The sequence below is a fragment of the Spiroplasma endosymbiont of Dioctria linearis genome (genome assembly GCF_964030865.1).
Taxonomy (GTDB): Bacteria; Bacillota_I; Bacilli_A; order Mycoplasmatales; family Mycoplasmataceae; genus Spiroplasma_A.
Map to the genome: position 1 here is coordinate 925963 of NZ_OZ034984.1, position 25332 is coordinate 951294.

Annotated in this window: 18 protein-coding genes; all 18 read right to left on the minus strand. The window is 25.7% G+C overall.

Annotated elements, in window-relative coordinates; translation table 4 throughout:
- Positions 1-21 precede the first annotated feature (21 nt).
- On the minus strand, positions 22-1458 hold the full coding sequence (gene gatB / locus AAHM84_RS04010) for an Asp-tRNA(Asn)/Glu-tRNA(Gln) amidotransferase subunit GatB (protein ID WP_342258630.1): 1437 nt from the start codon (positions 1456-1458) through the stop codon (positions 22-24).
- The gene (locus AAHM84_RS04015) at positions 1451-2920 is read right to left on the minus strand and encodes an amidase family protein (RefSeq protein ID WP_342258631.1); all 1470 of its coding nucleotides are present in this window, start codon (positions 2918-2920) and stop codon (positions 1451-1453) included. The genes gatB and AAHM84_RS04015 overlap by 8 nt, the downstream gene beginning before the upstream one ends.
- 1 nt (position 2921) lies before the next feature.
- The gene (gatC, locus tag AAHM84_RS04020) at positions 2922-3212 is read right to left on the minus strand and encodes an Asp-tRNA(Asn)/Glu-tRNA(Gln) amidotransferase subunit GatC (protein WP_342258632.1); all 291 of its coding nucleotides are present in this window, start codon (positions 3210-3212) and stop codon (positions 2922-2924) included.
- A 2-nt stretch (positions 3213-3214) separates the two neighbouring features.
- Entirely contained in the window at positions 3215-5215 is a 2001-nt protein-coding gene (gene ligA / locus AAHM84_RS04025; protein WP_425289573.1) for an NAD-dependent DNA ligase LigA, read from the minus strand.
- 8 nt (positions 5216-5223) lie between these two features.
- Entirely contained in the window at positions 5224-6837 is a 1614-nt protein-coding gene (locus AAHM84_RS04030; protein ID WP_342258634.1) for a hypothetical protein, read from the minus strand.
- Between the two features lie 83 nt (positions 6838-6920).
- The gene (locus AAHM84_RS04035; RefSeq protein ID WP_342258635.1) at positions 6921-8813 is read right to left on the minus strand and encodes a hypothetical protein; all 1893 of its coding nucleotides are present in this window, start codon (positions 8811-8813) and stop codon (positions 6921-6923) included.
- Between the two features lie 35 nt (positions 8814-8848).
- The gene (locus AAHM84_RS04040; protein WP_342258636.1) at positions 8849-9742 is read right to left on the minus strand and encodes an RluA family pseudouridine synthase; all 894 of its coding nucleotides are present in this window, start codon (positions 9740-9742) and stop codon (positions 8849-8851) included.
- A gap of 23 nt (positions 9743-9765) precedes the next feature.
- Entirely contained in the window at positions 9766-10725 is a 960-nt protein-coding gene (locus AAHM84_RS04045; RefSeq protein ID WP_342258637.1) for a CPBP family intramembrane glutamic endopeptidase, read from the minus strand.
- Positions 10726-10807: 82 nt separating this feature from the next.
- Positions 10808-11284 carry a PTS glucose transporter subunit IIA gene (locus AAHM84_RS04050; RefSeq protein ID WP_339029782.1) on the minus strand — a complete coding sequence of 159 codons (477 nt, stop codon included), beginning with the start codon at positions 11282-11284 and terminating at the stop codon, positions 10808-10810.
- Positions 11285-11367: 83 nt separating this feature from the next.
- A complete protein-coding gene (ptsP, locus tag AAHM84_RS04055) occupies positions 11368-13086 on the minus strand; it encodes a phosphoenolpyruvate--protein phosphotransferase (RefSeq protein ID WP_342258638.1) in 1719 nt (572 codons plus the stop codon).
- 371 nt (positions 13087-13457) lie between these two features.
- Entirely contained in the window at positions 13458-14246 is a 789-nt protein-coding gene (locus AAHM84_RS04060; protein WP_342258639.1) for a lipoprotein, read from the minus strand.
- 612 nt (positions 14247-14858) lie between these two features.
- Positions 14859-15488, minus strand: a complete 630-nt coding sequence (locus AAHM84_RS04065; protein ID WP_342258640.1) for a hypothetical protein — start codon at positions 15486-15488, stop codon at positions 14859-14861.
- A gap of 1 nt (position 15489) precedes the next feature.
- Entirely contained in the window at positions 15490-17535 is a 2046-nt protein-coding gene (locus AAHM84_RS04070) for an ABC transporter ATP-binding protein (RefSeq protein ID WP_342258641.1), read from the minus strand.
- Positions 17536-17548: 13 nt separating this feature from the next.
- Positions 17549-19426 (minus strand): hypothetical protein, encoded by a 1878-nt coding sequence (locus AAHM84_RS04075; RefSeq protein WP_342258642.1) that lies wholly within the window; start codon positions 19424-19426, stop codon positions 17549-17551.
- 1 nt (position 19427) lies between these two features.
- Positions 19428-20177 carry an ABC transporter ATP-binding protein gene (locus tag AAHM84_RS04080; RefSeq protein WP_342258643.1) on the minus strand — a complete coding sequence of 250 codons (750 nt, stop codon included), beginning with the start codon at positions 20175-20177 and terminating at the stop codon, positions 19428-19430.
- Between the two features lie 14 nt (positions 20178-20191).
- Positions 20192-22267: a hypothetical protein gene (locus tag AAHM84_RS04085; RefSeq protein ID WP_342258644.1), complete on the minus strand. Its 2076-nt coding sequence runs from the start codon at positions 22265-22267 to the stop codon at positions 20192-20194.
- A gap of 1 nt (position 22268) precedes the next feature.
- Positions 22269-23018 (minus strand): ABC transporter ATP-binding protein, encoded by a 750-nt coding sequence (locus AAHM84_RS04090; protein WP_342258645.1) that lies wholly within the window; start codon positions 23016-23018, stop codon positions 22269-22271.
- 144 nt (positions 23019-23162) lie between these two features.
- The gene (gene nrdE / locus AAHM84_RS04095) at positions 23163-25328 is read right to left on the minus strand and encodes a class 1b ribonucleoside-diphosphate reductase subunit alpha (RefSeq protein ID WP_342258646.1); all 2166 of its coding nucleotides are present in this window, start codon (positions 25326-25328) and stop codon (positions 23163-23165) included.
- Positions 25329-25332 lie beyond the last annotated feature (4 nt).

Genomic DNA, 25332 nt, shown 5'->3' on the forward strand with positions numbered 1-25332 from the left:
TTAAAATGTGGTTAACCTTTTTTATAATTTTTTTATAATTTTTTTTATTATTTCTGTTGCTATTGTAGGATTTACATTACCACCAGTATTCTTCATAAGTTGCCCCATTATTGTTTTCTCAACTCTCTCTGGTCTTTGTTGATATTGTTCCTTTATCAAATTTAGATTTTCCTTAATAATAGGATCTAAAATTTTTTCAATTTCACTTATATTTGAAATAAGCTTAAGATTATTTTCTTCTACTATATCTATAATTTCCTTATTAGTCTCAAATGCTATTGGCAATATTGTTTTAACATGCTTTGAGGAAATCATCCCCTCATCTAATAATTTTATTATTTGATTAATATCTTGTGGTTTTAATTTTGATTGAGATAATTCAATTCCATCTTTATTTAATAAAGATTTAATATCAGTTAATAAATAATTTGCAATTTTTTTAGGTTCAGAACCTAATAGAATTGTTTCTTCAAAAAACTTTACTAAAGCTAAATCAGACAAGATGTAATTGGCATCTTCAATAGAAAGACTATAGTTTTCAATATATTTTTTTCTCTTCTGTGATGCTAATTCTGGAGAATTTCTAATAACTTCTTCAATTCAATTTTTATCCAATTTGATTGGGAAAATATTTGGTTCTCTAAAATATTTATAATCAATTGCATTTGATTTTTTTCTCATTAAGACAGTCTCTTGAATTGTCTCATCAAATCTTCTTGTTTCTTGATCAACAATCCCTCCAGATAACAATAATTTTGATTGTCTTTTTATTTCGAACTCAATTGATTTTTTTACATTATTTAGAGAGTTTAAATTTTTAATCTCCACTTTTGAACCTAAATGTTCATAACCATAAGGCCTTAGTGAAATATTTATATCACATCTTAAAGAGCCTTCATTCATTTTTACATCACTTACTCCTAAAAATAATAATAACTCTCTCAATTGATTTACATATTCAACAGCTTCAAAGGCACTTCTAATAAGAGGCTTTGAAACAATTTCAATTAGACCCACACCACTTCTATTAAAATCAATATACGTTAATTGATCTTTATGTGTTTGCTTTGCAGTATCTTCTTCAATGTGCAATCTTTCAATTTCAATAACTTTCTTTTCCCCATTCTCTAAATTAATACTAATTTTCCCCTCTTTTCCAATAGGAAAAAACTGTTGTGTAATTTGATAACCTTTGACAAGGTCAGGATAAAAATAATTTTTTCTATCAAATCTTAAAAGAGGATCTATTTGCATATTTAAAGCATTACAAGTAAGTAAAGCTAATCGCACACCTTCTTTATTTACTGATGGCAAAGTACCAGGATAACCCATATCAATTTCTGATACCTGTGAATTGGGAGTTTCTCCATAACTTACTGGGCCTAAACCAAACATTTTTGATTTAGTTTTTAACTCAATATGATTTTCAATTCCTATAACTACTTCAAAGTTATTCATTTGAATCACCTACTTGTCTAAAGTTTTTTGCAATTATATTTTCCAAGTATTTTGCTGCCTGTAGTACTTTTAAATCTTCTTTAGGTTTTGCATTTAAATTAATTCCTATTGGCATATTTTCTTGTGAAACAAAAGGTATTGTAATTGATGGCATACCATTAAAATTTGCAAGAATCAAAATATCTTCTGCAAAAATAAATTCTCCATCACCTTTTTGTTCTACATCAACACCATAAACTTGGTCAACAGTTGGCGCTGGTTCAAAAGTTGGAGGCAATATTAATATATCAACTTTTTCATATAGTTTTTCTAATGCCTCTACAATAAGTCTTCTAACTTTTTTTGATTTAGCTAAAAGTATCTCTTGATTTTCTGATCTTAATTGATAACTTCCAATTAAGAATCTTCTCTTAACAGTCTCTCCAAAACCTTCGGTTCTAGAATTTTTTATAATTTCTTTATAATTATTTCCTTTAGCTCTTAATCCAAATTTAATTCCATCTAAGTTATAATTTGAAGATACTCCTTCAGCAAAAGAAATCATCATATATGCTGCAGGTATTGCTTCAAGTAGTTTCTTATCAAAGTCCAACTCAATAACTTCATGGCCCTCCGCCTTTAAAATATCATATAACCTAAGGTAATCTTTTAGAAGTTGACCCTTTAAAAATTTATTAACATTTTTGATATAACCAAATTTTATTTTTTTATTAAAATTATTAATATTTTTTACAAACTCTTGTCTATTGTCAATTGAAGTAAAATCTCTTTCATCTTTCCCATAAGTTGCCTCACATAAATATGTTAAATCTTCAACATTGTTGGTGAAAAAACCTAAATGATCTAAACTAGGAGCATAAGGAATTGCTCCATATCTTGAAATAGAACCATAAGTTGGTTTGAAACCAACTATCCCTGTTAAACTAGCTGGTTTTCTAATAGAGTCACCTGTATCTCCTCCTGTAGCAAATGGCACAATTCCTTTTGCAACTGCATAAGCACTTCCACTTGAACTTCCCCCAGCAATTCTATTTTTATCATGAGGATTTCTAACTTCACCATTAAATGAGAATAAACCCGTTCCTCCCATTGATAATTCATCCAATGCAGCTTTTCCTATTAGAATAGAGTTTGCATTATTAAAGCATTCAGCAATTCTTGCATCATATAATGGAACATAATTAGATAAAATTTTTGAACCTGCAGTTGTTAAAATATTTTTTGTTGTAATATTGTCTTTATGAATAAAAGGAATTCCACTTAAAATATTTTCTTCGTCAATTTTATTTTCTATTTCCTGAGCCTTTTGCATTGCTTCCTTTTCACATAAAGTTATTAAAAAATTACTATCTCAATCAGCTTTTGATGCATCTAAAACACTCTTAATTAAATCAGTAGTTTTTAACTCTTTATTTACTAATTGGTCATGTAATTTCTTTAATGTAGTTTTTTTAAAATTCATATTATTTAACCACCTTTACAACTGTTATGAAATCTTCAAAAGTACTAGGAGCATTTTTAAGAATTTCATCTTTCGATAAAGATTTTGTTTCATCATCTTCTCTCAAGTCCTTTATAAAAATTTCAAAGGGATAATGAAGTTCTTCAACATTATCAGTATTAACTAGTAAAACTTTTTCAAATTTTTTTAATATACTATTTTCATATTTTAAAATATTTTGTAATTCTTTTTCTGATAAATCTAACATAGCATCATCTTGAAGCTCTTTTAATAATTCTAAATTAATTGTCATGTTTATTCTCCTATCATTTCTAAAAAATCTTCTTCTGATAAAATATTAATTCCCAACTTTTGAGCTTTTTCTAATTTACTTCCAGCCTCATTGCCTGCTAATAAAAAATCAGTTTTTTTACTTATTGTATCAATAACTTTTGCACCATACTCTTCAAGTAAATCTTTGAAATAATTTCTTGGTCTGCTCAATGTCCCTGTTATAACAAAGCTTTTCAATGTTATTTTATCATTATTTTTAGTGCCTTCATTACCCAAATATTGCATATTAATTTTAAGTTTTTTTAGCTCTTCAATTAATTCTCTATTTTGTTTAATTTCAAATCAATCACAAACTGATTTAGCCACTATTGGCCCCACATCATTAACTTGTTCTAATTGATCAAAAGTTATTGAAGATATCTTATCTATATTTTTGAAATTAAGTGATAATGTTTTTGCAGTTTTTTTACCGACATGTCTGATTCCTAAACCAAAAAATAATTTTTCTAAGGAGTTTGTTTTTGAAACCTCTATTGACTCTAGCAAATTATTAACAGATTTTTCACCCATTTTATCTAGTTCTATTAATTGATCTTTATACTTATGTAATTTATAAATATCAGAAACTGTATTAACAAATTTATTAATAAAAAGCTTCTCAATAATTTTTATACTTAATCCTTCAATATTCATAGCATCTCTTGAAACAAAGTGTTCCAATCCTCTAACAATTTTTCTCGGACATTGAGAGTTTATACAATATTGGTCAACTTCACCATCTACTCTTTCCAGTATTGATTCACATTGTGGACAATTTTTTTCTTCACTTCATTTTTCTAAACCATTATAATTATCATCTTGTATTGGTGAAATTACTTCTGGAATTATATCACCAGCTTTTTTTACTTTTACTTCTCCACCAATTCTAATATCTCGTTGAATAATAAAATCTGCATTATGAAGTGTTGCTGCTTGTACTGTTGTTCCTGCAATTTGAACAGGCTCTAAAGAAGCATTATATGTAATTCTTCCTGTTCTTCCAACAGTTGAAAAAATATTTTTTAATTTAGTTTGCTTAGTTTCAGCAGGAAACTTAAAAGCTATAGCTCACTTTGGAGACTTTGCTGTATAACCTACTTTTTCATATAAATCAAAATCATTTATTTTAACTACAACACCATCTATTTCATATTGTAAATTTTCTCTCTGGGAAAGAATAAATTGAATATGACTATATACATCTTCAATGCTGTTGCAGATTTTACCCAAACTATTTATTTTAAAATTCATTGTTTCTAAATAATTTAAAGAATCACTGTGAGTATGAAATTTTTCTCTATCCATAAAGTAATATAAGAACGCATCAAGTTTTCTTGAAGCAGCAATACTTGAATCAAGTTGTCTTAAAGTTCCCGCTGCAGCATTTCTTGGATTTGCAAAAATCTCTTCATTATTTAATAATCTTTGCTTGTTTAATTTTTCAAACTCATTTTTAGATAAAAAAACTTCCCCTCTAATTTCTACATAATCACTTTTATCTGATATTGAAAGCGGAATACTTTTTATTGTTTTTACATTTGAAGTAACATCCTCACCATAAATTCCATCCCCTCTAGTAACACCTTTAAACAAATTTCCGTTTTTATATATTAATGAGATTGATAATCCATCTATTTTAGGCTCTACAAAAAAATTATATTTTTTATTTTCAATCTCTTTTATGATTTGATCATTAAAATTTTCCAAATCATCTTTATTAAAAGCATTAGCCAAACTTAACATTGGTTGCTTATGCTTATATTTTTCAAACTTATCTATAACAATTCCCCCCACCTTTTGTGTAGGAGAATCTGGTGTTATTAGTTCAGGATATTGTGTTTCTAATTTTATTAATTCATTTAAACTTTTGTCATATTCTGAGTCATCCACTAAAGGTTTATCCAATACATAATAGGCATGACCTCACTTATTTAAATTATCTTTTAATTGTCTAATTTTTTCTAAAATTTCTTTCATTAAAATACCTCCTATTAAAAATTCACTCTTGAATATTTTTTTATAATTACTACATCATTTATTTCTTCAATTGTTTTCTTTGTTCTTATCGCATAAGGCAAAGTATTTATAAATGTAAATAGCAAGACTATTAAAACCACTCCATTTGTTTCAAACATTTTTGGATAAAATGTACTTATGAATCTTACAGAAATTGGATTATAGAATGTTAAATAACTAATTAAAAATAAATCAATAGAGTTCGTTATTAAATCATACTTAATTTTTTTTCTAAAGAAAACTCATACAAATGAACAAGTTAGTAAAGTCATTGATATTATGAAAGTTAAAAACTGTTTTGCAATATCATTCTTTATTAATGAAGTTCATATGTAAATTATATTTAGAGAGTTATACTCTTCAGATAAAATGTTTTCATTAAAAGCCAAAAAAAATCCTGTTGATATCATCATAAAAAATAAAGGTACAAATAAAACAGTGAATAGACTTCTTGTTTCTAAAAAAGTTTCGAATTTGACAACAAAAGAATATCTCCTATTCATTAAGTAGGAAGCTAGTAACATAATTAAAAGTATAAATCCAAAAATAATAACCTGTAAATATAAGCTTAAAATAATATTATAAAATATGAATCCAATCATGGGAAATATTGCTATTTTTAAAATATCCTTTGTAAAATTTTGATTAAATCTTCTTTGAATTGTAAAAATAAATGCATACAATAAAAATAATATTTGATAAGAACTATCTCAAGAAAAGGATATATATCCTCCTAATACAAACCCTATAAAAATTGGACTATACCTTTCCCTAACATTGGCTGTTGTATATCTTAATAATAAAGTTGCTGCATAAAATATTAAATAAAGAAGAATCATATCACCTGTAAAAATGGAATAATCTAATCACCAGAAAATTATTCTTGTAGTGATAAATGTTATAAAACTAATAATGAAAACAGTTATTCTATTATTTATTTTCATTTTTGGAGTAAAAGATTCATAAAATAAGAACAAGATTGAAGTAATTATAAAGGCATCTAAAATAATTAATAACGGAACAATTAAATCCTTATACTGATATGGTTCAATATTTACCATCATTATTACTGAAAGTTGAAAAGTATATCAACCCTGAAACGGCTTAAATCCAAGAAAGTTAAATAAAGTTGAATCATTAAAAAAAGATACGGGGTTATCTTTTAATCAATACAAAATAGCCAAAGTATTTTTATGTCTACTAAAATTTTCTTTTGAGATATAGTTAATTGATGCATAATCAATAGCTATAAAAATAACCACTACTACTAAAAATATTAGAGAGTCAATTTTTAAAAAATTAGTGTTTAATCAAAACTTTATAAAAATAAAACAAAATAGAAGATAAATTAAAGATATTGCAAATATATAATACACAAAAAAAACATATGGAAGAACTGATATTAATTGCAATGGAAAAGTGAATACTGATATAAAAGTAAAATAACTAAAAAAACCTGTGGCTATTGCTACAAAGTGATTCTTAATTTTAAATTTAAAAAATTCAATGAATATTAAGCCTGATGTATAAAACATAAACAAATATAACATTGATATTCCTATTGCAATAAATATTGAAGAACTTATCATATTTTCACCTTTATAAATTATAGCACCTAGAAAGTGCTTAAAGATTCTTAAAAACTAAATAAAAAAATTGATTTATATCAATTTTATTTGCCTTTTAGAACATAAATATTTTCATTTTTTGGATTGACGTTAATCACTGTTGATTCATTAATTACTGAGGAACTGACTGTTGTATCTTCAATACCATACATAGCATGAGAAATTTGATTTCCTTTGTCAACAATTTCATCTACATCTATTCCATATTCCTCTAAGTTTTTCTTTCTTGATTGAGAATCTCTTCTTAAAAGAGTTTTTTGAATAATTGGAAGATTTCTTATAATACCATTAAATAGTTTTGCATTAAGAACATATGAGAATAAAATTAGAATAAAAATTGTTGACAATATTGTTCCAAAGAATAAACCAATTAGAGGAGCAATATGAGCTCCTTCTCCTGTAGCACTTCTAATATCTAAGTATTTACTAATTAAAAATGCATTTAATAAAATAGCAATAAATGTAGGAACAATCAATATTAAGAAATTATTTATAACATATTTTTTATTAGAGTTGTAAGTGACATATTTTCAAACATAAATTCATAAATAGCCATATCTAATAATTAAGCAAAGTAACTTAATTAAATACATACTAACAACTCCAATAACTAAACTATTAATTCCCCCAACACCAGCTGTAACTAATATAAATGGTACTAAAACAGCTGTAATTATATAAACAACCCCAATTATATTTTGAAATTTTGAAACTTCGCCATATCTTCCTTTTGCCTGAATTAAAGTCATTTGACTATCGCAAAGAATTGTAAATGCAGTAACTGCAGCATAAAGCATTGAAAAAATTGGTGTATAAAACATAAATTCAAAGGCCTTTGTACTTGGGTTTGTTGGGTCTGTTAAAGTAATATTTTTACCATAAAGTGCACTAACAAAGTATGGAGATAATATAGACATATTAATAAATGTAAAGGCCGCTATTAAATAACTATAGAGCTCATATTTTGCATAACTATTTCAATTAATTCTTCCTCTTCTTGCAACTAATGTAACAAAAAACTCTCTAAAGGATACAATAAAATTTGTCATTATTAGCCTAACATTTAGAGCAACAACTAAATAAAGTGAAAGCGTTGATGAAACATTTAGGCCAAAAATTACTGAAGCTATAGCAATATCTGAATTTAATAATAATGTTGATCCTAAGTTAGATCAAGTTATTTTTGAAGTTGTGGTATTTAATTTGAAACTATTGAAATCTCGATAATATTTCAATCATAAATATTTTTTTCTAACATATAAATATATTAATAATCCCTTTACAGGAGAATAGAGTAATATAGGAATAAATGCTATTACTGGATTACTAGCCTTTGCCAATAAATAAAAAGTTAATCCATTTACTAAAATATCTGTAAAAAGAATTGTTATTCTTCTTATAACATTTTTATTATCAGCTATAATTATAGTTTCATAGACGCTAAATCAGTAAGCAGAAACAAAGTTTTTTGACCCAAAGATTAAAGCAATAATCATTAATTGTCAATATGGGGCAAATTTTTCATCAGTTAAATTCAAACCAATATTGGTTCAACTATTTGGATCAAAAATGCTACTATCTTGTGCATTTACTCCTGCATATAATGGGTAAGCAAGTGCAGTTACTGTAACTAAGACTAATCCAACAATAGCTGATCTTCTAAAACTTTTTTTTGCTGTTGAGTAAATCTCATTTGCACTAATTCAATCATTAGTTACTAATGGTTTTACAAGTAAAATTGAAGCAGCAATCCCTAATGCTCCCTCTGCTGTTGCAATAATTGCAGAGAATGATGTTACTAAACGCACAAACCCGTTAAACTCAGTTCCAAATTTTTCTAAAACTCAGTACATTGTTAAAAATTGAATTATTGCATTTAGAGTAGAGATTGTTGTACCAACAATAACACTAAAAATACCTTGTCTTGTAGATAACATCTCAAACCTCCTAATATATTATTTTAATTTTAACATTAAAAGCTATATTTTGATTTGTATTCATTACCATTTAAATATTCTAAATGACCTTCAAAATTATTAAAAACTATCTTATAGGCAATTAAATCAATTTCTCTTAGATGACTTCTCTTACCACCGTATCTAAAATCTTTACATATTGGAGATTTATAAAAATTGCAAACAGCTCTAATTTGGTGTTTTCTACCTGTTAATATTTGAACTTCATATATATTATTTTTTTCATCAATTAACTTATTTACTTGTTCAACCTTTTTAGCATTGTTAAATTTATCAATTCTAAATTTTGCCTTTTGATTATCATTATCATATTTAATATATCCTGATATTTTTCCTGTCTGCAAATTATCATTTTCTGTTTTTGCTAAATAAAGTTTTTTTATTTTAGTTTTATTATTTAACTCATTTAAAAGAATATCCAAAGTAATTTTATTTTTTGCATAAATGACTAACCCCTTTGTTAGTTTGTCAATTCTATGAACATGACTAATGACAAAACTATTTTCCAAATCAGGATTATATTCATTTTTATTTTTCAAATAACTTTTTACCATTTGATCTAAATTTATATTCACTGGTGAGTGCACTTCAAGATTAGCTGGTTTATCTACAATTACAATATTTTCATCTTCATAAACTATTTCTAGTTCAGAAAAGTCCACTTCCAAAAACTGATCTCTTTTCTCAGTTTCACTACTATCATAAATTTTGACTTCATCATTTAATTTTATTTTTTGTTTTGTATCTTTAATTTTAATATCATTAACTTTAATTTTTCCTTTTCTAAATCATTTATAAATAATAGATAAATTAGTAGATTTAAAATTTTTTTTAATAAAATTAAAGACTGTTTGATCAACATCGTTTTGATTGACTTTTATTATTGTCATAAGTAACCTCTTTTTTTCTGTTTTTAAATAATAAATAAGATTAAAATAAATGCTAATAAATTATTTAGCAAGTGTACTATTCATGAGAAAGTCATATTCCCTTTAGTAAATAAAAATACTCCTGATAATATAAAACCTGCTGAAGAATAACTAAGAATATGTTGAAAATCAAAGGCTGGTCCATAATGAACAAACCCAAAAAACATTGCACTTCCTACAAAACCTAATCATCTATTTGAAGCATTTAAGTTGAAGCAATTTCTAAGGCATAACTCTTCACAAAATGGAGCAACAACAACAGTAAGTATAAATAATAAAATAATATATGTTATTTTAATTGACTTATCACTATCTCTCAGTATACCAATTAAGTTTTTTTGGTTCTCACTTTCTGAGGCTCCCATTAACTTTGTCTCAATTAAATTTAAAAAAATAAAAGTTGAAACGAAATACAGTATTACTGTACCTGCAACTCCTATTATAATAATTTCTTTTCATTTAGTTTTTAAAGTTTCTTTAAATCTTTTAAATATTTTTCTATCATAAAATATAGCCAAAATTATGATTATAACCTCTGTTAAAATCATAGTCAGAATTGAAGAAAAGGCAGATATTAATTCTTTATCATTATTTAAAGCCGAGTTAATTAAAAGCATTATAAGTCCAGTAAAAATAAAAACTATCTGTGGACCTATAATTAGTAGATAAATTCAAAAATAACCACCTTTAAAAAACCCAGGTCCGTTTCTTAAAATATTAAAAACCATTCCAATAATAACGGATACTAAATATAAAAGAGCAAAAGCTTCCTTATTATTATTACCAAAAAGAGCAATAAATATAGACAAAATAAATGGGACTATTAGTACGGAAGTTATAAAAATCATTCCATCAGTTTTATAATTTAATATATCAAATCTAAATTTTGTTTCTTCGCTTAAACCGAAGTGCTTATCTCTAAATTTGTTTACCTTTTCTTGCATTAAATCACCTTTTTAATTTTACTCCAAAAAGCTTCTAAAAAAATAAAAAGCCCTAACTAATAGGGTCTTTTAAATATTTAAATTACTTAACTTCAATTATTAAATCACCTTTTTTTACTTTACCAGTTTTTAAAACTTCAAATTTTCTTCCACTCATAGAATCAGTTGTAAAAATTAATGGTGTATTCATTGAAGGTACTTTTTTAGATACCTTTGCCATATCTACGTTTACTAATAATTCTCCAGCTTTAATATTTGATCCTTGTTTTACTTTAATATCAAATCCTTCACCATTTAGTGAAACTGTATCTAAGCCAATGTGTAATAATATTTCAACTCCATTTGAGTTTGCTATACCATATGCATGACCACTTGGAAAAACTGTTACAAGTTTTCCATCTATTGGTGCTACAAATTCTCCATTATCAGGAATAAATGCTATTCCATCTCCAAGCATTTTTTCTGAAAATACTTCGTCTTCTACTTTTGATAGGTCAATAATTTCACCATCAACTGGTGCAAAAACCTCTAGCTTTTTATTTTTTGTGAATAATCCCATAATTTACTTTCTCCTCAAACATTATTTTACAATAAAAAAATGTTATTATTATATTTTTAAATAAAAAAAATAATTCTTACGAATTACTTGTTTTTCATTACTTCTTTAACTAATTTTAAAACCTCAGAAGAAGTCTCACATTCTAAAGCTTTATCTGCTAATTGTTTTACTTCTTTTAAAGTTAATTTTGACATAATGCTTCTAGCCTTTAAAATACTTGTTGCTGACATTGAATAAGCATCAAGTCCTAAACCCATTAATAAGGGAAGAGCATCTGGTTCACCTGCCATTTCTCCACACATTCCAGCTCATTTTCCGTGTTTGTGTGCACCATCAATTGTCATTTTTAATAATTTTAAAATTGAGGGATTGTATGGTTGATATAAGTAAGTAACATTTTCACTCATTCTATCAGCTGCCATTGCATATTGAATCAAATCATTTGTTCCTACTGAAAAGAAGTCCGCATGTTTAGCAAAATTTTCAGCGTTGACTGCTGCTGCTGGAATTTCAACCATCATTCCAATTTGTAAATCTTTACCAACTTTAATTCCTTCCTTTTTTAATTCTTCTTTACATTCTAATGTAAATTTTTTTGCAGCTAAAAATTCATCAATTGTTGCTATCATTGGAAACATTATTCCTACTGGCCCAAAAGCACTAGCTCGTAGTAAAGCTCTTATTTGATCTCTAAAAATATCTTTTCTATCTAAAGTAAATCTAATTGCACGATATCCCAGAAATGGGTTCATTTCGTGTGGGAATGAGAAATATGATAACTTTTTATCACCACCAATATCTAAAGTCCTAATAATAGTGATTTTACCTTTCATATCTTCAACGACTTTTTTATATGAAACAAATTGCTCTTCTTCTGTTGGAAAATGATCATTGTCCATGTATAAGAATTCACTTCTAAATAAACCTATTCCCTCTCCACCATTTTCAAGAACAGATTCTACATCCTTAGGACTTCCAATATTTCCCTCTAAAATAAAGCCATCAAAGCCATCTTTAGTTAAAGTTGGCTTATCTTTTAATTTTTTTAATTCTTCTTTTTCTTTTTCAAAGCTTTCTGCCAATTTTTTTCATTGATTTTTATCTGAAGGATTAATTTCAATATCACCAGTTTCACCATTTATTGCTAAAATATCTTTATCTTTCACGTCACATAAAATAGTTTTCAAACCTAAAACTGCAGGAATTTCTAAACTTCTTGCCATAATAGCGGCATGACTAGTTCTTCCTCCAATATTACATGCAAAACCCTTTACAAATTTTGGATTTAATTGTGCAGTTTGAGATGGAGTTAAATCTTCAGCAACAATAATAACTTCTTCACTAATTGTTGCTAAATCTGCTACAGGGAGATTTAAAACATATCTAATTAATCTTTCAGTTACATCTTTAATATCTGCAGCTCTTTCTTTAAAATATTCATCATCCATTGCTTCGAACATTGCCATATACTTATCGGTTACTTCTTTAATAGCTTTTGCAGCATTATAATTTTTATCCTTAATTAAAGTTGTAAATTCTTCTGCCATTGCTGGATCTTCTAATATTGAAGCATGAGCTTCAAAAATAGCGGCCTTTTCTTCCCCTAGTTTTTCTTTTGCAATTACTTGCAAATTTTCTAAATCAACTTTAGCTTTTGCAATTGATGAAGTTACAAGAGTTAATTCTGATTCAATATTTTTTGGTATTACATCTGAAATAATTATTGGTTGTTCATCTAATATATAAACCTTGGCGATTGATATACCATTACTTGCACCAATTCCTGACATTTTTTTAGACATTAAAATCTCTCCTTTAAAACAAATATATTATAACAAATATTGCATATATAGAGTGTAAACAGAATATAAAAAAACAACTAATTATTAGTTGTTTGATATTATTATTTTAAAAATATTAAGAAATTTTATTTTATAATTCTCCTTGATTGTTTGAATAAGAGTTCTTCAAACCTCTCGAATATAATTTTTATGATTTAATATTCCTACTCTAGAAATACTTAAAATAAAAATTCTCCTTATATAAATTAATAAATCCTTTATTTATTAATGTTATTCAGAGAATTATATTAACAAAAGCTTAGATTTTTAAATACTTAGTTAGAGATAATAATTTATCTAAAATTAGTTACTAAGACCCTTTTCCTAATTTTTTATTTAATAGAACAGTTAAATATTGCATAACCTATATACTTATCAATTTCATTTGAGGCCAAAGCAAAATGCTCACCGCTACCATCTTCATTATTTCCTCATCCTCTAAAGTTTATATTTTTTTCATTTATATCTTTATTTTTACTTAATTCAAGACCTAATCTAACTGCTTCATCCTTATCTCGACTTTCTAGTTCAAGTTCAGTTTCTGAATAATTAAATTGTTCACTAAATGCTGTTACTTCTCTTCCTTCTAATCATCATATACGTATTTTTTTAAAATTATCTATCCTTTCCTCAAGACCTTTTATTGACTCTGAAAATTTTGATAGATCTTGTTTTATCATTAGGTCTAAATCGTGAAAAGCATAATTTTCATCATAAAAATCTGATACTGATGCATATTTTCATAACACCATCTCAGTTTCTACTAATACATTATCTTCATTATACTTTCAAACACTAATAATAGTATCTTTGCTTTCCATTTTTACAATTTTATGGGCCGCTACCAGTATAATTGTATAATATTCCTCAAATCTACTTTTTATTTCAAAATTTTCAATTTCAGAGTCATCCTTTTCCTCTTCAACCATTTCATCAATTTTAAATTCAGTAACTGCTTGTTTCTTAGATAAATCTAATATAATTTTTTTAGCCTCATCCACATTAGTAGGGAATTTTGGAAGTTTAAAATCACTATTTTGTTTTGTATTACAAGATACAACTGCTACACTTGCTGAAGCAACTAAACTAGTTGTTGCTAAAATCGATAATATTTTTCTCATTTCATTTTCCTTCTTGTCTTAATTGACATAAAAATTATATACCTATTAGTTATACTTTTATAGTTAAAAAGGTATAACTTTAAATCTTTTTTAACATCTAGATTTTTACTTTTATCTTGACCTATTTTTAATATTTAATGATAATAAATTTTTCTGCTGAATTATTTGTCAACAAAGTATTCTAATTACAATATTTAATTATAAAGTTATGAGCTACTATTAATCTCCTTTTATTTAACTTTTTAGATTAATTCTTATTATTATTTTTAAATCTCATTGCTTAATTTAAATTCTCTTTATCTCTTGTTAATTTTTTAAATTTATAATATCCTCATTACTAGTTTTAAAAACTATTAAAAACAAAGTCTCTTTTATATTAATTATGTATTTTTTTGACTCTTTCAATCTTAATCTATTAATTCATAAAGCTTCTAAATAAAAAATTAATAACAAACTAAATTTATAAAAATTTAATATAAATTCAGTTTTTGGTTTATTAAATGCTTCTTAAAAAGAAAACCTTTTTACATTAACAAATACTTTATATCGTTATATAAAGTATTTTAAAAATATGTTTGAAAAAATATTAAACTGCAACTAATAATTAGTTGTTTATAATGTCTTTAATTTTTTATTCTCAATTATTTCCTTATTGACCTTATATGTTACTTTTTTTTCTATATAAATATTGTAACAACTCATAATTATAAAAATACCTGCAAAAATAAACATTAAAGCTTGTTTTAATTTTCCTAGTCTTGCCTTTTTCAGCACTTGCTGAGTAACTTTTCCATATGCATCAATTCATTGAGGATAAGCCACCATATAGTTTATTGTGCTAATTAATAAAAAAAATGAAACTATTAAAATAATTGATGCACTCACAATTCTTCTAGTACCACCAGTTTTTTTTAATAAATTAAAGTGATTTAAAGTAAGTAAAAGTATAAAAAAGAATCATCCAAAATAAATTCAAAGATTTTGATATGTAAATAAAACAAAAGTATAATCAAAATCTCATAAAATTTTAGCTTCATAATTTTCAATTTGTTTTTGTGCAAAATAAATTGAACCTTCTTTTTTACCAATTAGATTTAATTTTATGAAGCTTCCACTTTCAGTTTCAAATAGCATTGGCATAAAAAATAACATAAGAATTGAAAGTAAAGATAAAATTGAATATAAGATAAGTGTAGTTTTTCAATTATTTTTAGCATTAAAAATATTTTTAATTTTTATCATTTTAACTTTCTCCCTTATCTACTTCATATAAATCCTTAAATAATCCCTCTTTTTTTATTAACTCGTTAAAGGTTCCAACTTGCGCAATCTTTTTAAATGAGTCTAATACAAAAATCTTGTCATAATTTTTAATTGTAGTTAATCTATGTGCTATTGTTATTGTAGTTTTTCCTACTATTAATTTATCAAGTTCAATAGAGATTTCCTTTTCAACTAAATTATCTAAAGCACTTGTAGCTTCATCTAAAATAATTAGGCTTGGGTTCTTTAAAAATGTTCTTGCTATAACAAGTCTTTGTTTTTGACCACCTGATAATTGTTTTCCTCTTTCAAATAAAAATGTATCATACTGATTTTCTCAACTCATTATTAAATCATGAAGCTTGGCTTTTTGACAAGCTTCTATTATTTCATCATCAGTGGCATCATTTTTAACATAAAGTAAATTTTCTTTAATTGTTCCTGAAAGAATTTGTGGTTCTTGATCTACATAACCAATATTTTGAAGTCAGTTTTTTAAATCTATATCTTTTAATTCCATATCACCATTTACTTTTATTGAGCCTTCATAATTTTCATAAAATCTTAAAAGTAACCTTGTAACTGTAGATTTACCACATCCTGAGGGTCCAACAAAAGCATATGATTTTCCTTTTTCAAAACTTATTGATAAATTATTAAGAATATTATTTTCAGGAGAAGCTGGATAAGCAAAAGAAACATTCTCAAAAACAATGCTTTCTATTTCTTTTTCTTCAATAAATTTAGGTTCTTTAATATCAACTATGTTATCTTCATCATTTACAATACTTGCAATATTTTGAGATGATTTATTTGTTGAACTGATACTTTGGAGAATTGTATTTAATTGAAATATTGGTGTTACCATAACAAAAATACCTGCAGTAAATGTAGAAAAAACAGTTATTAATTTACTTGTATCTGAAGCATAAATGAAAACTCCAAAAACTATTGATGATAAAGTTAAACATCCTACTGCTCCAATTATAATCCCAGGGATTATAGATATTGCAAAATTTAATTTTTTATTATACTTATTTTGTTTTTCATTCTCTTCACTAAAGTGCTCAATTTCTTTTTCTCATGTTCCTGTTGATTTAATTAATCTTATTGCAGATATTTTTTCCGTAATCTCAGAGTCACTTTTTGATTTAGCCTCCATACTTTTTTTTACTGGTTTTGCAATAAGTAAAACTACAAATAAAGCAATTAACATTACTCCTAGTATTAAGCTAAACATTAATATTGAAATTAATTTATCAATATAAACTAGCATTGCTGTAGAGCCAATTGTTGAAAAAACTATAAATAATAAAATTATTGGAGCAACTTTTAATTGCTCAGAAATATTTTTGCAATCTTTAACTATTGTCTCAGTAATTTTTCCTTGAGAGTTTTTATTATAAAAGTCTACATTTTTTGTTAATAATGACTTAATTAATTTATTTTTTAAATCAGTTTGAGCTTCCTCACTAATAATCCCACAAAAACAATAAGCTATATACATACAAATTATTACAAGTACTATTGTTGCCAAAAGAATATATACTCATTGAATTTTTGTAATAGAAAGTCCAAAAAAGATAGCAACCACATTTTTACCATCATAACTTAAATAATCAAAATAAAATTTTTGTAAAATATTATTAATAAGTTCCTTTGGCATTTCTAAATCATTGCTCAAAATAAATTCTTCAATTTGGTTAAAAATTTCTTTTTTATCTTCTTCAATAAATGGAATTAAACCTTTTATAATTTCAGATAGTAACTCTTTATTATTTAAAGTCTCTATTAAAGATTCTCCAATTAAAATAGAGGTTATTTGCCTTGCTATTAGGATGTTAAAAACAGAAAGACAAGAAACCAAAATTATAAAAGATATTGCAAAAATAGATTTTACTTTATGTTTTTTTCAATAAAAAAATCAGAGTCCAAAAAAGCCTTTGCTTTTTTTAAATTCTGTTTTTTCTTTATATTCAATTAAAGATTCATCATCTATGTATCTTACAAAAAAATCTTTATTCATTTATTTTACCCTTTTATATTTTCGACTTTCTTGATCAAATTATGTAAGCCAAATAGTTTAAACCAAATGACAAGAGTAAGTATATCATATAAATTACTGGTACATTATAACTAATTTTTTTCTTTAAGTTAACTTTTGAAAAAATAGGACTTAAAGGTTCATTGCCCTTGTTTTCTCTTAAATCATACTTAGCCAAATCTGTATAGTTAGAATAACCAGTTGTTATTCCTGTATATGATAATACAGAAGCAGAAAACATTAGATCTTTATTTAAAGAACTTCCGAATAATTGACTATGCATTGATGAAAAATGTTGAAAAATATTAATATTATTTTTTAGAATAGATTCATTTGTCCACTTTTGATATGCGTCATAAGCTTCATAAGGCGTCTTGAACATATTTCCATCCTCTGCGGAACCAGAAGTTCAATCTGCATTATAAAGTTCTCCTCTTCAAAACATATTATTTAGTCATGCTTCTGTAATAATATTATTAATAATTAATAGTTCTGGGTATCTTAGGTAAACTTTATATATCTCATCATTTTCTTCTATATCATTATTACTAATTGAAGTAGATAAATGACTAAAATTACTTGCAAATACATAAGTGCTATCATCAAAAAGGTTTCTTGTTGCTGATAAAGCAAAAATATACTTAGAGTAAATTGAATTTGTTCAATTCAATAGAGAGCTATATTTTTTTGTAGTTTCTTGTTTTTTTAGTCATTTAATTAATGGTGATAAATTATGAAATTCAGATTCACTCCTATTATTAAAATCTATATAACTGCCTTGATATCCTGGACTTGATATAGTAGGTTTATTATTATCTGATTTCATACCTTGATAAATAGTTTGATAAATCTCATCCAAAATTTTAAAAATCTCTGTATTTTTTAAAACTGGTATTGGTTTTATTTCATCAGTCTCAATTTCTTCATCCTCTTGAAAATAAATGCTTGGTGCTCCTCCATATAATGCAGCCATTAAAGTATTATAAGTTTGACCTTCTTCTTTGCCCAATTTTGATAATTTATAATAATTAATATCTTGAGCATTTAAAGTTTCTATGTTCAAATTATTTTGAACCTCACTTAAAAAAATTGAGTTATTTTTAGTATCTACTGAGTCTACAAATATTGAGTTAACTGCTTCATCATCTTTAAATGTTTCATAAAATGATTTAGAAATGTTTATTTTTAGATTTGTTTTCATAACCGAGATATTATTAATAGGTTTTGAGTACTCTATAATTGATGGTATTGAAGTAAACATTGATGACAAACAAAGAATCATTGCTATCATTATATTTAACATTACACTTCAAGCAATAGAACAAATAATTGTTACTAAAAATACAATAGGACTTCAAGCAATAGTTAGAAAAAAATAAAATATACAATTGCTTAAAATAATACCTGATACTAAATCAAATTTAAGGACAATTGACGAAGATATAATTATTTTTATAATTGAATTTATAGCTGCTACTCCACCAACAAAGGTAATAAATACAAATCATCTTAGCAAGAAAGATTTTTGAAATTTAATACCAGATCTTGTTTCAATATTTTGAATACCATCCTGCATTTGTTTCTTTATTAATTCCGTCGAGATTATAACCATAAATACTATAAAGAAAAATACTTCACATATAAATGATATTGAGACAAATATAACTCCCATATTTATAGCATTAAAAGGTGTTTTTAAAAAACCTGCTGTGGTTGATGAAAAGATAAAAGTTATAATAATTGAAATTATAGCTGTAGATAAAACTGCTTTATTTCTTATCAAACGCTTAAGATTAATAAGAAATAAAGTATTAAATCCATTAAAATCTTTTACTTTGTTAATCTTTGAAGCTTTAATTTTAATTGTTTCCATATTAAACCACCATTTCCTTATTCATATAAATTTCCTTTAAAAGTTTTTCCCCATTATTTTTCTCAGCCATTATTTCCTTATATAATTTTGCAATTGATTCACTTTTATTATCAAAATCCTTTTCCAAAACTACTTCTCCATCTCTTATAAAAACAACATAATTTGCAACTTCTTGTAACTCTTCTAAGATATGACTAGTAATTAGGATTGTAACTCCTATTTGAGAAAGTTCATGAAGAATATTCATAAAAGATAATTTAGCTTCAACATCAACATTTGCTGTTGGTTCATCAAAAACAATATATTCAGGTGTTCTTACAAGTACACTTGCCATAATTGCCCTTTTCTTTCAACCAGCACTTAAACTTTTAATTTTTTTATTTTTATATGGTTCTAAAGAAAGCATTTTAAAAACCTTATCAGCATTTTCTTTGGCTGCATTTTTTGATATATTATTAACTGCACAAATATATGCAACATAGTCCTTTAATTTCATATTTAAAGGAACACTATTTGAATCTGGAAAAAATGCGATTCTTTGAAGGTTTTGCTCTTCAAAGATACTTTTACCATCCATTAATATTTCTCCTTGCTCTAATTTTAATTCTCCGAAAAGAGCCTTAATTGTTGTAGTTTTACCTGCACCATTATCACCTACAAAAGCTACTACTGAACCCTTTTTAATTGTAAAACTAACTTGGTTTATAACAAAACCACCTAAGTCTCTTGTAATATTTTTTACTTCTATCATATTAAAGTTCCTTTCTATAATTTAGCTTTCTTATCAAAAATTAAATACCCAACATAACCAAATGGCATAATAATTACAATATAACAAAAGTAAGCAAGTGGTATTATGAATGATGTGCTTTTATTTATCTTGTTTTTTTCATAAACGGGTTTCATAGAAGAGCCTCTTGACTGATTTTCTGAACTAGAGTTCTCAAAATCAAAAATATTTTTTATATTTAAAAATTGACCTTGAAAGAAAACAGTACCTGCCGAGTTATATGAATCATTTAATAAGTTAGATGAAAATAATCCAGTAGACATAGCTGCAAAGTGTCTAGATATATCAGTAGTTAAAGTATTAGACTTTTTAGAAATATTAAAATAAGAATATAGTCCATCATCAATAGTTACAGTTTTATTATCTCGTAATATTGGTCTAACTACATCAAACTCCATTGACTCTTTTCATAAATTTATAATTAATGCATTAATAATTGTTAATTCAGGAAATTTTTTATAGACTTTAGCCATTTCATTATTTTGCTCTATAATTTTATTATTTCGGCAAACTTCTAAATTTGTTTTACCATCTTCATCTGTTAAAGTTAAATTACAAAAATCATCAGCGAAATTATCATAAAAGTTTTCTTGACCATATTCATATACTTTTTTTCAAGAAAAAAAATCAAAGTTTTTATCGTAACTTAAACCTCCACTATTTACAAGAGCTAAATCAAATATCTCATTATAACTTTTATTGTTTGAAAAATATGAATCATTATTATCAGCAATAATTGAGGTCTTGTATTTATTATAAAAATTTTTAATAAATACAAGTATATTTGAATACTCTGGCAATATTTCAGAAATCTGATTTACAAAATTATCTATATTTATATCGTTTGATTCTACTTTGTTAGTTTTATAATATTGAGATTCACCCTTTACGAATATTGAAGGAACCTCGTTCTTATTTTCAGAAATAAGTACATCCTTATTCTCCAGTGTAGTTTTATTTATTTTTTCAATTATTTTTCAAATAGGTGTTTTTTCCAATAAATATTGTTGCTCTACTTCATCGTTTACTCCAAAAACATTATAGTTATAATAAACTTGGCCAAATCCAATACTTTTAAGAAGAATATGTGTCGCCTTTTCATAATTAAAGTTTCCATAATCACTAAACTCATTTTTACTTAAATATCTCTTTGAGTTTCATCCAGGGAAGAAATCTTCTGTAGGAACAATTTTATATGAAAATTTTTTATTAGTTTTATGTTCAATCTCTTCAGTTTCTTCATACTGTTTTAAAGGATCTAAAGTATTAATCAAGTAACTATTCATTCCTTTTAAAGACAATGAATTACCATTGCCATCATCGTCATTAAATAATTCATTATCTTTTTTAAAAGTATTATAAAAGTCTTGTGCAGAAAACATTTTAATATTTGTTTTTCAATTATCCACTTTTGTGGTACTTATAATAAATTTTAGAGAAGCAAACATTGGTGCTAATCCTACAGTAATCATAAATATCATTGAGAATAAAGTTGCAAGTGATGTTTTAAAAATAACCATTATTAAAGATATAAAAATAGTTGAAAATAATGCTAAAAAATAAAAGAAGAATATTTGTGAATAATGTAAATTAAGGAATAATGTACTATTATTTAAACTAATCAAATTTAAAAATATAGCAAATAATAAAGGTATTGTTATATAAATGCAAGCTACAGTAAAAGTAATAAGAATTCTAATTAAATAAGATTTTCAGGTTTTATATCCAGCTCTTAATTCAATAGATGATATACCATCTTTGATTTGTCTTTTAAATAGATAAAGTGAGTTTAATAATACATGAAAAATTAATGATGCTGCGCCTACTAGAAATGTAAAGTATTTTAATGATGAATAACTTGATATATCTGAAGCTTTAATAATTTTTGTATATTCGACTATAAAAAATATCATTGTTGCGAATGCAAATATTATTCCACTAATAATTGACCCAACATTTTTCATACTCAGCTTTAAATTAATTGAATAAAGTAAAGTAAAGTTTTTAAAATTTTTCTTTTTTAAGTTTTTATCTATTACAATTTTTTCCATATTATCCATTTTCCTCTTTATTTCGATATAGGTCTCTTAGAATATGCAAATCCTTAATTGGTTCATTCATATGTTTTTTATAAATATCCATTATGTGTTCTTTTTTTCTATCAAAATCATTTGCATACACGATTTGTCCTTTTTTAATTAATACCAGATAATCCGCAAGCTCTTGTAATTCTTCAATTATATGACTTGTAATTAAAATTGTTATTCCCACTTTTGATAGGAGTTTAAAAATATTCATAAAGTATAACTTTGATTCAACATCAACATTTGCTGTTGGTTCATCAAAAATAATATACTCTGGTGATCTAACCAAAACACTTGCCATAATAGCTTTCTTTTTTCAACCTGACGATAATTCCTTTATTTTTTTATCTTTATACGGTCTAAGGTCTAATAATCTATATACGTTATCAATGCTTAACTCTGTTCTATTTTTATCCATATTATTTGCAGCACAGATATAATGTAAATATTCATGAACTCTTATATCCAAAGGTACATTATTTGAATCTGGAAAAAAAGCCACCTTTGAAAGGTTATTATTTTTAAATAGACTTTGTCCATCAATTAAAACCTCGCCACTATCTAATTTAAGTTCACCAAAAAGTGCTTTTATTGTTGTTGTTTTACCCGCACCATTATCACCTACAAAAGCTACTACTGAGCCCTTTTTGATTGTAAAACTAACATCTTTTAACCCAAAACTCCCTAACTTTCTGGTTATATTTTTTATTTCAATCATAACATTCCCCTTTACAACTATTGTAAATTAAATAAGCTGCTATTCTAATATAAAAAAAATAAAAAACATCTTTTAAGAAAATTGACAGATAACAAAATTTATTTTATTATCTATTTTCTTTTAGATGTTTTTATTTAAAAATTTTTAAATAACACATGCATCACATTCATAATTTTCACTATCTTCAAGAACTTCTTGACGTACTCTAACATAGTAGATTGAAGCACATCCTTTTTTAAAGGCTCTTACATACGCCTTATTTAAGTCTCTTGTAGTTACTTGATCAGTCATAAATAATGTTAATGATATGGCTTGATCAACATGTTGTTGAGCGGCAGCTGCAATGTCAATAATAGGATCTGGACCAACTTCATAAGCTCCTAATGAATAGTAGGCCATATTTTCAAAGTCAATTTTATAAGCTGGTACATAAACTCTTCCAAGTTTTCCTTCTTTTCTAACTTCAACTGGTGCAACTACTGGTTGTAAACTTGGAGTACAAGAAGATAAATAACTTATTGAACCTGTTGGAGCTACTGCCATTAAGTGTGAGTTAGCTAGTCCTGTTTTTTTAATTTCATTTGATAATTCTATTCAATCTTTTTGAGTAGGAATTGAAACTTTATATTTATCAAATAAGTTTTTAATTAATTCTGATTGAGGAACTCACTTATTACTTTCACATTTTGTATATTTATTAAAATATGATCCATCTGCAAATTTTGAGATTTTAAATCCAGCAAAAGAGCCATACTCTTTTGATAATTTATTTGAAGCTTTAAAAGCATGAAAAGCCATTGTGTAAAAAAACATATTTGTAAAATCAATTGCTTCAGGTGAATTATAGTAAATATGATTTGTTGATAAAAATCCATGTAAATTCATAGCACCTAATCCAACTGCATGATTATTTTTATTTCCATTTTCAATTGAGGGGGCACTTGATAAATCACTATTTCTTGAAACATGATCTAAAGCAAGAATTGAGTTATAGATAACCTCTGAAAACTCTTCTCCACTTTCCATTGCTTTAGCAATATTCATACTCCCCAAGTTACAACAGATATCCTCACCTGTTTTCTTAAATGATAAATCTGAATTATATTCACTTGGAGTTGAGACTTGAACAATTTCACTACATAAGTTACTCATAACAATTCTTCCAGCTACTGGGTGAGCATTATTATTATTTACAGTATCATCGAATAGTAAATAGGGATAGCCGCTTTCAAAATGTAATTCAGCGATTGCTTGAAATAATTTTCTGGCATTAATATATGTCTTTTTAATATTTTTATTTTTTAGCATATTTTCATATTCATCAGTTACTGAAATATCTGAGAAAGGTTTCTTATAAACTTTTTCAACATCATAAGGGCTAAAAAGAGCCATATCTTTATTTTCCTTTGCTAAATCAAAAGTTATATTTGGAACTACTACTCCTAATGATAAAGATTTTATTCTTATTTTTTCATCAGCATTTTCACGTTTTGTATCAAGGAATGACATTATATCTGGATGATGAACGTTTAAGTATACAGCTCCAGCTCCTTGTCTTTGCCCCAATTGATTTGCATAAGAAAATGAGTCTTCTAAAATTTTCATTACAGGAATTACACCTGTTGCTTGATTTTCAATGTTTTTAATTGGAGCACCAAATTCTCTTAAATTAGTTAAACAAATTGCAACTCCACCCCCACGTTTTGATAATTGTAAAGATGTTGTAACTGCTCTTGCAATTGACTCCATGTTATCTTCAATTCTAAGTAAGTAACATGAAACATATTCCCCTCTTTGTTTTTTTCCTGCATTTAAAAAAGTTGGAGTTGCTGGTTGAAATCTTCCTAATATTATTTGTTTCAAAATATTTTTAGCTTTATCAAAATTTCCACCACCTAAAAATAGTGCATTTAAAACTACTCTATCTTCATAAGTCTCAATATATTTTTTACCATCAAAACTTTTTAAACCATAAGCATTAAAAAATTTTAATGCTCCCATAAAACTAGGAAATTTAAATTTGAATGAATATGCATATTTGCTTAATTCATCAATTTGTTTAATTGTATATTTAGAAATAACTACTTCATCATAATATTGATTTTTTGTTAAGTAATCAATTCTTTCCTTAGTTGTTGAAAATTTCATCATATTTGGTTCAATATGTTCTTTCATATATAATTCTGCTGCTTGAATATCTAATTTAAAGTTATCCTGACCAGGCACAAATAATTTTGCTCTAGCATTTAATTTTATATACTCATCTGATTCATTTGTACCAGAAAGATTTTTTATATTATCTTTGTTCATTATT